At 47.3% G+C, this 11,296-nt stretch carries 13 protein-coding genes; 10 read left to right on the top strand and 3 right to left on the bottom strand.

Translation table 11 applies throughout. The annotated features are described in order from the left end of the window. Positions 1–2: 2 nt before the first annotated feature. Entirely contained in the window at positions 3–188 is a 186-nt protein-coding gene (locus CMR00_12295) for a hypothetical protein (GenBank protein ID PIO47093.1), read from the bottom strand. Between the two features lie 247 nt (positions 189–435). On the opposite strand from CMR00_12295, the gene CMR00_12290 reads away from it, so the two are divergent. From CMR00_12290 to CMR00_12255, 8 genes are all read left to right on the top strand, one after another. Further along, positions 436–1,125: a hypothetical protein gene (locus CMR00_12290; GenBank protein ID PIO47092.1), complete on the top strand. Its 690-nt coding sequence runs from the start codon at positions 436–438 to the stop codon at positions 1,123–1,125. After that, positions 905–1,480, top strand: a complete 576-nt coding sequence (locus CMR00_12285) for a hypothetical protein (protein PIO47091.1) — start codon at positions 905–907, stop codon at positions 1,478–1,480. The genes CMR00_12290 and CMR00_12285 overlap by 221 nt, the downstream gene beginning before the upstream one ends. 156 nt (positions 1,481–1,636) lie before the next feature. Continuing rightward, entirely contained in the window at positions 1,637–2,323 is a 687-nt protein-coding gene (locus CMR00_12280) for a hypothetical protein (GenBank protein ID PIO47090.1), read from the top strand. Further along, entirely contained in the window at positions 2,295–2,996 is a 702-nt protein-coding gene (locus tag CMR00_12275) for a hypothetical protein (protein PIO47089.1), read from the top strand. Before CMR00_12280 ends, CMR00_12275 begins: the two co-directional genes overlap by 29 nt. Positions 2,997–3,075: 79 nt before the next feature. Next, positions 3,076–4,986, top strand: coding sequence for a hypothetical protein (locus CMR00_12270; protein ID PIO47088.1), 1,911 nt, complete (start codon positions 3,076–3,078; stop codon positions 4,984–4,986). 134 nt (positions 4,987–5,120) lie between these two features. Continuing rightward, complete coding sequence (locus CMR00_12265) at positions 5,121–6,383, top strand: hypothetical protein (protein ID PIO47087.1); 1,263 nt, start codon at positions 5,121–5,123, stop codon at positions 6,381–6,383. A gap of 66 nt (positions 6,384–6,449) precedes the next feature. Next, positions 6,450–6,833 carry a hypothetical protein gene (locus CMR00_12260; protein ID PIO47086.1) on the top strand — a complete coding sequence of 128 codons (384 nt, stop codon included), beginning with the start codon at positions 6,450–6,452 and terminating at the stop codon, positions 6,831–6,833. Positions 6,834–7,117: 284 nt separating this feature from the next. Then, on the top strand, positions 7,118–7,681 hold the full coding sequence (locus tag CMR00_12255; protein ID PIO47085.1) for a hypothetical protein: 564 nt from the start codon (positions 7,118–7,120) through the stop codon (positions 7,679–7,681). A gap of 12 nt (positions 7,682–7,693) precedes the next feature. Here CMR00_12255 and CMR00_12250 read toward each other — a convergent pair whose 3' ends face one another. After that, a complete protein-coding gene (locus tag CMR00_12250; GenBank protein ID PIO47084.1) occupies positions 7,694–8,515 on the bottom strand; it encodes a peptidase M48 Ste24p in 822 nt (273 codons plus the stop codon). Positions 8,516–8,600: 85 nt separating this feature from the next. Next, positions 8,601–9,368 (bottom strand): tropinone reductase, encoded by a 768-nt coding sequence (locus tag CMR00_12245; GenBank protein PIO47083.1) that lies wholly within the window; start codon positions 9,366–9,368, stop codon positions 8,601–8,603. 82 nt (positions 9,369–9,450) lie between these two features. On the opposite strand from CMR00_12245, the gene amrB reads away from it, so the two are divergent. Beyond that, on the top strand, positions 9,451–10,365 hold the full coding sequence (gene amrB / locus CMR00_12240) for an AmmeMemoRadiSam system protein B (GenBank protein ID PIO47082.1): 915 nt from the start codon (positions 9,451–9,453) through the stop codon (positions 10,363–10,365). An 18-nt stretch (positions 10,366–10,383) separates the two neighbouring features. Continuing rightward, the coding region (locus CMR00_12235) for a hypothetical protein (protein PIO47081.1) at positions 10,384–11,296 on the top strand (913 nt) is incomplete at its 3' end.

Below are 11,296 nucleotides of genomic sequence, written 5' to 3'. Positions count from 1 at the left end.
CTTTATGAAATCGTATCAATTTGCTGCGCAAGCGCAAAGTCTTTTTCTGTCAGTCCGCCTGAATCATGTGTTGTAAGTTGAACGGTTACAGCGGGATATGTAAGAGTGATGTCAGGATGATGGTTTGCAGCTTCAGCAAGTGCAGCGATGCGCTCTATCAGTAACAAGCCTTTCATAAAGGGACTCATCTCACCTTTGTGATAAGCAAAAGAAAAATTTCTTCTCAAGGACCTTACCGTTTACGCTCCAGCCTTTGAGTGAAGCCAAACGCGCTTGAATGTCTGCTTCGGATAAGAGTGGCATTTTCATTGAGGTTCTTTTGTGGTAAAAGTTGTGGTAAAAGTTTCTTTGACACTTAAAATACACATTTCGCGCTGAAAAAAACATGCAGAGCGCATTGAGTCGGAGGCTATAATTCAAAACCTGTATTTTCCTATGTACCTGTCCAAGTTTCTCTTTGCATTCGTGCTTATCTCTACCCTTGCGTCTAATTCCTTTGCGCAAGATGAACCCAAAGTCTCTGCTGAAGGCTGGCTAACGCTGAGCGGTGGTGCAAAAAATCAGATCAAAAAGATTCTTTTCACCCCTGACAGTCGTACCCTGATTGTAGCCAAAGGACTTGAAGTAGAACTATGGTCGAGCGAAAGGGGGACATTGCAAACCGCGTTGGACGTCAAAGATATTGTGCGTGACATTGCGCTTAGTGCAGATGGGAAGACCCTCGCGATTGTGGCAAGTTCTACTGGATACAGCGAACCGAAAGTAGTGTTTTGGGATATGCAGCGACCACCAGTTGAGTTTGCTCTCTCTGAGCCCGCCAATGCCATTGCGTTTTCGCCTGACAGCAGAATGCTGATTGTCGGCACGATGAGAGGCAATATCCAATTGCTCGACATGAGCGGTAATGTACGGCAAACGATTGAAGCGCATGCAACTGAAATTACCTCGCTCGCGTTCAGCGCTGATGGCAGTTTACTTGCAAGCGCTGCCGAAAGAAAAAAAAGACCAAGACCTGACGCTGAAACTGTGGAACACTTCAAACTTCAGCGAGCAAAAACTCTGGGGCAATATGCCCTACGGTGGAACAGTCAAAATCAGCAGCGATGCAAAATATCTGGCAAATAGCGACGGCAGCCTGACACTGCGGCTCACCAAATCCGGGCATCAACTGCGCACATTTGCAGAGCGCGTTACAGGATTTGATTTCAGCCCCGATGGCACTCTGATTGCTGCTGGCGAATCACTCTCATCTCAAACAACGAAGGTCGTGTCAATCTATCATGTTGCTTCTGGGAAATTGCTCCGCCGCATGCCGATTAATACCTTTTTGATAAAGTCCATCGTGTTCAGCCCTGATGGGAAACTGCTAGCAGCAGGTTCAGAGACGACGGTGCAGTTGTGGAAACTCAGTGGTGTGGCTGGGCGTGTACCACTCTTGCTGGCGCCAAAAAATGCCGCCAAAACTTGCCGCAAGCGTTGAACTTCAAGAGCCATCTGGCAACCGCATCTTAGATGAAGGCGAAGAGGGTGCCATCGTGGTTACCGTCAAAAACATAGGACAAGGCGAAGCAGAGGGGGGCATGCGCGCGCTACATTAATCTCGGACAACGCAATGCTGTTCTTTCGCGTATCGAATGTGGTTGAGCGTCTATCGCCCGGTGCGAGCGAGAAAATTGTCATTCCTCTCTTGTCCTCAAGCGTGAAAGCGAAAGTGCAGGTAAAAGTAAAAATTGAACTCAAAGAGCGAAACGGTTTCGACCTTGAGTCGCCAGTGTTGCTCGCATTTGAGTGTGCGCCAGCGCCTAAACCTGTGATTGCACTCGTTGAGGTGCGTCTTAATGATGCTTCCGGCAATGGACGCATTGAACCGCGTGAGAGTGTAGAATTTACAGTGCGATTGCAAAATCAAGGCGGTGAAGTAAAACTTCCTATCGCAGAAATTTTGCTCGGTGAAGGCGTTTTTCTTACGCCTGACTCTAAGCAAGAAATAAAGCTCAATAGCTTTAGAACTGGTGAAACAAAAGACGTTGTATTTTCAGTATTTACAAGCGCTGATGTAAAAAGTGCTTTGCCGATTTCCATAAGTATAAAAGATGCAACTAGAAGCCTAAGCACCATCGTGCCTTTGGGCTTGACACTAAATAAAACCTATGCAAAATCTATCTCAAGTGTAGCCATAGCCGGCAGCGCAAAAGATACAGACACACGCTCTGATGTCGATATCGATATCCCAAAGTCGAAACAAAATAACCCGGATGCCATTGCGATTATTTTGGGCATAGTCTTATCGCTCGATTGCAGGTGCTCCCTTTGCCCGACGTGATGCAGAAATTTTCAAAGCGTATGCCGTCCAAGTCTTAGGCGTACCTGACGACAAAAATCATCTTTACCTTGCCACAGATGCCGCCGTAACGCTCGGTGAATTAAAAAAACTCTTCGGTGAAGAAGGATGGCTTGCCAAGCGCGTGCGCGCAAACAGCGACGTGTATGTCTTTTATGCAGGACACGGTGCACCTGAACTCAAAGAAAAATCGCCTTTCCTCATTCCTTACGATGATGATGCCAATTATGCCGCACAAACCGGGTTTAGCTTGAATCAACTCTATGAACGACTCGGCGCATTGAACGCACGCGCTGTAACTGTCTTTCTTGATGCCTGCTTTAGCGGTGTTACACGAGATAACCAATCGATGCTTGAAGGTTCAAGACCGGTATCGCTCAAAATCAACAATCCAATTTTGAAGTCGGAAAAATTGCTGGTCTTTGCGGCATCGAGCGGTGAGCAAATCGCAAATGCAGACAAAGACAGAGCGCATGGACTGTTTGCCTACTACGTGCTCAAAGGTTTGCGTGGCGACGCCGATGCCAATGCCGACAAGAAAATCACGGGCGAGGAATTAGAAACTTACCTGCAAACGATGCTCAAAAAAGACGCAACCGAACAAACCCCAGAAGTCATTGGACGCAACAAAAGCCGAATTCTTACTTCATTCTGAACAAGCTCACTCAGCTTTAAACCAATTTCAAGAGAAGCACGTCTGACCTGAAAATTTTTAATCAGCAAAAGACGCATAGATGAAAAAATCATTTTACCTGCTTCGCTTAGGACTTATCACAACGGCAGCACTGCTCCTTGTCAATTGCACAAATATATCTCGGGTTATCCAACAGCCAACCTCCAAATTTACTTCTTCAGAACCCGCGCTCAAACTGCCATACAAAGACGCTGGGCTCTCCGAACGACAAGCTGCTGCACATCTTTTAGACCGACTTGCGTTTGGTGCACGCCCCGGTGAAGTCGACAAAGTCGTCAAAATAGGCGTAGAGCGTTGGGTTGAAAGCCAACTGAGTCAGAGTGCTCAAAACTTGCGCCTCACTGAAAAACTTGCACCACTTAAAACACTAACGATGAGCAGTGTAGAAATTGTGGCAACCTATCCTAATCCCGGCATCTTACTTGCTCAAGCCTACCGCAATGGCATTATTTCACGAGATGATACTCTCAAAGCCAACCGTGCAGAGCTGCGCCGAAAAATTATGGACTACTACCGAAAAGAAGGCATAAGAGCGCAGCGCGAACTTATTAGCGAAATGCAAGCACAGAAAACTCTGCATGCCGTCTATAGCGAAAACCAACTCGAAGAAGTCCTCACCGATTTCTGGTTTAATCACTTCAACGTCTCTATTACCAACAACAAAGCCAGAGTACATGTCTTCTCATTTGAGCGTGATGCTATTCGTCCGCATGTGCTCGGCAAGTTCCGCAACATGTTGGGCGCAACAGCAAAGCACCCTGCGATGCTGCTCTATCTTGACAATGCACAATCCTCTGCGCCTGAAGGTGCACCAACAACACTCTCTAAAAACTTAGAGCGTTACCGACAAAGCCCATTTGCAGCAAAGCGTATTGATGCCGCAATGGCAAGGCAGAGAACCGAAATTGAGAAAATGAAAGATGAGCTACCTGATGTGATAAAACAGCAGCTCCCAAAGCGCGGTATCAACGAAAACTATGCACGAGAGTTGATGGAACTGCATACGCTCGGGGTAGATGGAGGTTATACTCAAACAGACGTGGTGGACGTTGCACGGGCGCTGACAGGTTGGACCGTCTTTCCTCAAGGCAAGCGTGCAGAGCGACTGCATGAGCTAATTGAACGTGGCAAACTGATAGGCGTAGTCCAAGAAGGGGATTTTCTTTTCCGACCTGATGCACACGATGCTGGTGAAAAGCATATTCTTGGCGTTACCTTTCCAGCAGGTGGCGGCAAAGAGGAAGGAGAAAAAGTACTCGATATGCTTGCTGCACATCCTGCAACAGCAAAACGGATTGCAACAAAACTGGCTCGACGCTTTGTCTGCGATAAACCACCAACGTCGCTCATTGAAAAACTGACGCAAACTTTCATGCAAACTGGTGGCGACCTCAAAGCCGTGATGCGCACGCTTGTCGAGTCAGCAGAGTTTTGGAGCAAAGAAGCAAGGCGTGCTAAAATTAAATCGCCGTTTGAATACGTAGTGAGCGCCTTACGAGCCTTAGATGCAGACATCTCAAGCACGCGTGAGCTAGTGCAGTGGATTGAAAAGCAAGGGCAACCACTCTATGCGTATCAAGCTCCAACAGGCTATCCTGATCGCGCTGAATTCTGGGTAAATTCAGGCGCACTGCTCAACCGAATGAACTTCGGCTTGCAACTTGCGCTTGGACAAATCAGAGGCGTCAAGCTCGACCTGCTTGCACTCAACCATAACCATGAACCAGAATCACTTGAAGAGGCACTGAACATCTATGCGGCGCGCCTAATGCCTGAACGCGATCTGACTGAGACACTGCGCCGCCTCATGCCCCTTATCAAAAATCCTGACTTTGCCGAAAAAATCTCTCGAGCCGCGCCGCCATTGCAGCCAAAGCGATCCAAGCAACAAGAAAGAAGTGAAAGTCTCCCATTTGATCGAGCACTGATTCAAGAATTTTTTAAGCGATGAACCGGAAAGTGATAACAATGAGCAAGCAATGACAAGCAAACATGCAGCGCTGGCAAATGTTGTCGGCATCATTCTCGGCTCCCCTGAATTTCAGCGCAGGTAAATTTTAGTAACCTAAACCTCGACAAACTACGATGCTAACACGCAGGGCTTTTTTGAAATCATCTGGCTTAGCACTGCTTGCGGTCGGACTAGGTGGAACACCGCTGTTTTTGAGGCGAGCGGTAGCTGCAACCGCGCAAAGTGGCTCGCACAAAGTCTTGGTTACAATTTTTCAGCGTGGGGCAATGGATGGCATAATGGCGGTTTCCCCCTTTGCCGATGAAAACTTGCGCTGCTGGCGACCACGACTAGCGCTGCCAGCACCGGGTGCAAGTGCAGAGGCACTCTTGGACCTTGATGGGCGATTCGGCTTGCATCCAGCATTTGAGCCTATCTTGCCGCTCTTCAAAGAAAAGACGCTGGCGATTGTACATGGTGTGGGCTCACCTGATCCAACACGCTCACACTTTGACCAGCAAGATTACATGGAAACCGGGACACCGGGAAGAAAAGGCACGCCTGACGGATGGCTAAATCGGCTTGCAAAAGAGTTGGGCAATGAAGCATCGCCGTTTCGTGCTGTTTCCATAACAAAAGCCTTGCCACGCTCCCTCTATGGAAAAGTCCCAGCATTAGCGATTGAAAATCTGGCAGACTTTGGGGTGAAAATGCCAGGTGCAAGTGAGATAGCGATGGCAGCCGGACAAGGGTTTGAGGCACTCTATGAGCAAACCTCGCAGCAACTTTTGCGTAGTGCCGGACAAGAAAGTTTCGAAGCCCTCAAAATTCTGCAAAAACTTGATGTGAAGAATTACCGTCCGCAGCAAGGTGCAGAGTATCCACGCTCGCCACTGGGACACAGTCTCAAACAAATTGCGCAACTTATCAAAGCAGATGTGGGTGTGGAAATTGCATTTGCTGAGTCGGGGGGTTGGGATACGCATGCGCAGCAAGGCACTACGCGTGGCCTCTTTGCGCGGCGAGCTCACGAGCTTGCGCAGGCTATCGCAGCTTTCTGGAAAGACCTCGAGCGCAAACAAGATCGCATTGTACTGATGACCATGACCGAATTTGGGCGAACGCTTGCCGAAAACGGCTCGGGGGGCACAGATCATGGACGCGCATCGTGTCTCTTTGTGTTAGGACATCCTGTCGATGGCGGTAAAGTGCACGGCACTGTGCCTGAACTAGCACGAGAGAATTTAGAAGATGGACGAGATTTGCCCGTTACGACGGACTTCCGAGCAGTGTTTTCAGAAGTTGCAGGCAAACATTTTGGGCTCAAAGATGCTACAAAACTTTTTCCAGGCTGGAATGGAACTCGACTTGCACTGCTTAAAGCCGAAAGGCACTGAAAGCGCAAAGATGCACTGCTAAAATGCTTTTGAGTCTATAAGTTCAAATAAAACCATGATAAGACAATGAAACACATTACCTCTTTTGCTTGGGCAATAATAATGGCTCTGATTGCAATATGTGCAAACGCAGAAGCACAAGAGCGCATAAGCGCTGAAGATATCATTGCGTCAATGAAACAGCTTAGCGAGCGGTTGCAACTTTCGCCTGAACAAGAGCAAAAAATCAGCCTCATTTTAAGTGAGACAAAAGACGCACTAAAAAAAGATCGGGAAATGGCAGGTGGCGACCGATGGGCATTGATGAGATCGTGGCGCGAGCGCGTTCAAACGATGGATGTAAAAATTCAAGATGAACTGTCTGATGCACAAAGAGTGATCTATGCAGAGATTAAGAGGGAGCGCCGCGAAAAAATGATGCAGAAAATGAGGGAGTGGCGTAACCGATGAGATATTTTAAGAAATTGTCAAATCTGCATCAATGAGCTAAAAAAATTTGGCGAGAAGTTTTACGTTTAGCTCCAGGATTTCTCATTGTCATAGAGATTTGTTCTTTCTGCTACGGCGCCTCGAGGCTTGTTATGTCGGCTTTCAAGTCTTCGAGGCGTTTTTTATTTCGAGCGCTGTCCAGGAGTATTGTCGCCACTATCTGCTACAAAATGAACAGAAACAAAGAGAATTTCTGTATCTTCGCAGCTAAAAGAAAATTTTCAACCCTAAAAATTGGAGGAAACATGCTAACCATTCTGGAACGAGAGCAGATGATTCAAGCGATGCGCGATGAACTCACTAGCGCAGGCGTAAAAGAACTGCGCACGGCTGAAGAGGTAGAAAAAGCACTCAAAGAAGCAAAGGGCATCTCGCTGATCTTCATAAACTCTGTCTGCGGTTGTGCTGCAGGCAAAGCGCGTCCGGGTTTTGTGATGTCGCTCGACAATGAAGTTGTGCCCGATCAACTCTTTACGGTGTTTGCAGGTCAAGATAAGGAAGCGACAGAAGCGGCACGCAAATTCTTCACAAACCAACCGCCTTCTTCACCCTCAATTGCCTTCATGAAAGATGGTGAATTTATGGGCATGATTCATCGTCATCAAATTGAGGCGCGCTCAGCCGAGATGATTGCTGCCGAACTCAAAAATATCTACAATAAGTACTGCTCAAAGAAAAAACGTGGCGGTCTAATTTTTAACTGTGATACCCCGAGGGCAAAACGGTTACGCGGCGTGCGTAACCGTTTGCACATGTGTTGCAAGGAAAAGAGATTGCCAAGACAAGCCGACCTGCAAGGTACAGAGTAGAATGTTCAGATACTATTTGATAAGTGTCGCTGGCACGCCAAGCGGGTAGAGTTGCTTGATTTCGGCTTGAATTTTCTCAATACGGTTTTCAGGATTAGGATGCGTGCTGAAAAATTCAGGTTGACGTGTGCCGCCAGAAACTTTTGCTAAAATTTTCATCACCTCTATCATAGCGCGTGGATCGTAGCCCGCTTCCGACATAAAGCGCACGCCTAAGACATCAGCTTCCAATTCGTCATCACGACCGTAACTCATGTTGACAAGTTCGCCAATAACTGCAGCAAGTTGCGTGCTGGAAGCATCACCAGTTGCAACAGCGACTGCACCAGTCAAGCCTTGTGTGAGTTTGTTTTTTGCTAATCGCTGTGAACTGTGACGCGCAATAACATGTCCAATTTCATGTCCTAAAACAGCAGCAAGTTGACCTTCGGTTTGCAAGAGATTGTAAAGCCCTGTGGAAATAAAAATTTGGCCACCGGGCAGTGCAAATGCATTGACAGTCTTAGGATCATTGAGCAAGTGAAACTCAAACTTCCAGCGTGTTGCGCCAGCAGAACTTTTTTGCAAAATGCGATGACCAACTTTATCAATAAGCTCCTGAATGCGGGCGTCGGGGTGCAAGCCACCGTATTGACGAATCATTTGCGGTGTAGCTTTCAAGCCCAGTGCAATTTCTTGGTCAGGTGTCAGGTCAACAAACTGTGTTTTGCCGGTAATTGGATTGCGTTCGCACGAAGAAAAATAGGAGACCACCGAAATAAGCGCGATAACAAGCGCCAGAATCAGACGCACTGAGATGAATGGATTGCTTTCGTAGCGATTGTATCCAAACATTTTTACAAAGCCCGTTCAGCGTTCACAACTTTTTTGCTTGGGGTAACGAGAGACGAAGTCAAAAGTTTCGCATAAAACTTTCTGTTCAAAAGCCTAGGGCAGAAAAGCCACCATCGACTGAAACACATTGACCGGTGATATAAGCTGAAGCAGGCATTGCAAGGAATGCCACAGCACGTGCCACATCTTCGGGATTGCCAATGCGACCGAGCGGTGTGCGTGAGAGCACGCGTTGTTTGTAATCTTCATTCTTTAGGACCTCATCAGCAAGCGGCGTGTGAATATACCATGGTGAGACGGCGTTGACACGAATTCCTTCGGCTGCCCACTCTACCGCTAAATATCGGGTGAGTTGTTCAATAGCGGCTTTGGTCATAGCATAAACGGCGCCTGTTTGCACCACGCGCGAACCTGCTACCGAACTGACATTGATAATTGCACTACCTTCAGGAGAGCGCAGCATGGGGTAGAGCAAGCGGCATAGCTCAAAGCTCGAGCGTAAGTTTGTTTGGATTAAGAAATCAACTTCTTCGTCTGTATAGCTTGTCGTAGGTTTGCGAATGTTCGTGCCGACGTTATTGACCAAGATATCGAGGCGTCCCCAAAGCATTTTGAGTTCATTGAGCAGTGTGTTGCGTGCCGCTGGTTTTTCGATGCTGAGAGCAAACCCGTGCACTTTGCACTTATGGCGTCGCCAGGCTTTGAGCCGATTTTGAACATCGGTCTCGGTTCGCGCTACGATACACACTTCTGCTCCGAGCATCAAAAATTCTTCGGCAATAGCAAGCCCGATACCTTTTGTGCCACCAGTAATAAGGGCTTTTTTGCCAAGCAGCGACCAAGGTTTTTGCATAAGAGCGCAGCAGTTGAAAGCAGATATAATTATTGGAAATTGACTTTGTAAAAGTTATACTCAAACATCACATTTCAGGTTTATGTTTTTGTTACGCCACATTAAAACACTTCCAATTAACCTTGACCAGTCAATGACTGAAGCGCTTCTTTTGCAACCACACAATCAAAGCGAGAAAATGCTAACAATTTTTCGCACCGTGCGCAAACCAATGTTTGCCGGTAAGCTCTATCCAGAGCAGCCCGATGTGTTAGCAGACATGATTGACAGAGCCTGCTCAGAGGCAAGCACGGAAAACATAGGAGAAATCAAAGCGATGCTCTTGCCATATTCGTCTTACGACGAACTCTTACCATTGCTTGCAAAAGCCTATAAGCAGGTAGAGAACACGGCACCAGACTTGGTGGTGTTTATTGCGCCAGCAGTAGATGCGTTCCATCGCATTGCAATGTCGGGCTTTGCAGCCTTTGAAACTCCGCTGGGCAAGGTAGAACTAAGTGATTATGTGCGCAATGAACTCTGTGATGAGGACGATGACTTTTTCATTTCCGAAGAGGGTTTGCCAAAAGGCTATTCGATTGAAACACAACTGCCTATTTTGCAACGCACGATCGGTCGGCATGCCCCATTCAAAATTTTGCCAATTCTGATGGGCGAGCAGACTGTGGATTTGTGCGATGAAACTGCTGCTGCATTAAGCGAAGTCTTAATGAGTAAAAAAGTCTTGGTGATTGGGCACTGTAATTTTAATGCGGCATATCAAGGTGAAGTGATGCAAAACTACTTAAGTGCCTTGGAGGCGCTCAATTATGACGAGTTAATGCGCTATGCGGTCATACACGGCAAAAAGTTTGGAACAGGATTGGGTATCGCAGCAATTGTGGCGCGCGTTGCAAGACAACTTTCTGCAAAGCGTGTGAGCAAAATTGCCGAGTTACTAAGCTCAAACAAAGAAAACTTGTATCTTGCTGTGTCATTTTCAAAGTCTACAAACTGATTTGGCGAGGCGAGTATGATGACGCATCATTCTTCGATTCAGCATAGTCATTTCCGAGTAACGCTGGTTGGTACAGGAGCTCTAGGCGCGTCACTTGCAAGAGAGTTGGTGGCAAAGGGCTATAACTTGCTTGCGCTCATCAATCGCACATTATCCGATGCACAAACACTTGCCAAGGAGTTGAATATTCCGATTGTGTCGGACAATCTCGAGCACATTCCACAGGAAACAAATCTGTTGTTGCTGGCTATCAACGATGCAGCAATTACATCAGTAAGTGAGCGTATTGCATCGCTCAAACTCGGCTTCAAGAATTTAGCGGTTGTGCACTTTTCTGGTGCGCTGACCGATGAAGCGCTCAAGCCACTGGCAGAAAAGCAGGCGATTACAATAGCCTTGCATCCGTTTCAAACTTTTACGCGACACTCAAAGCAAAACCTCAGCGAGCGTTTCAAGTGTTATTTTGGCTTGCAAGCTACAGAACTTGAAGGTGTGGAAGTTGGAAAAAAAATTGCGCACGACTTGGGTGGCAAGGTGATGCTGATTCCAAAGGATGCAAAAACGCTCTACCACATCGCAGGCGTGATGGTGAGTAACTACCTTGTAACGCTGACGAGCTTGGCGACAGAAGTTTTTGCAGGCTTAGGATTAAAACCAGATGAAGCCTTTAAGGTCTTCGAGCCGATTATGCACAGCTCGTTGCTCAACATGCGAGAGTCAAACGATGTGCGCGAGGCACTTTCAGGTCCGATTGAGCGCGGCGATGCAGCAACATTGCAACGGCACTTGCGCGAACTCTCTGAGCAACTGCCTCATATTGTGCCGGTCTATGTTGCCCTTGCTGTGGAGACCGTGCGCGTAGCAATTCACAAAGGTTCAATTTCTCAAAGCGAAGCGGCTGAAATTTTAGACGCACTTGAAAGCTTCGCAA

This window comes from [Chlorobium] sp. 445, from assembly GCA_002763895.1.
GTDB lineage: Bacteria > Bacteroidota > Chlorobiia > Chlorobiales > Thermochlorobacteraceae > Thermochlorobacter.
This window is presented reverse-complemented; position numbering and strand designations above follow the sequence as displayed.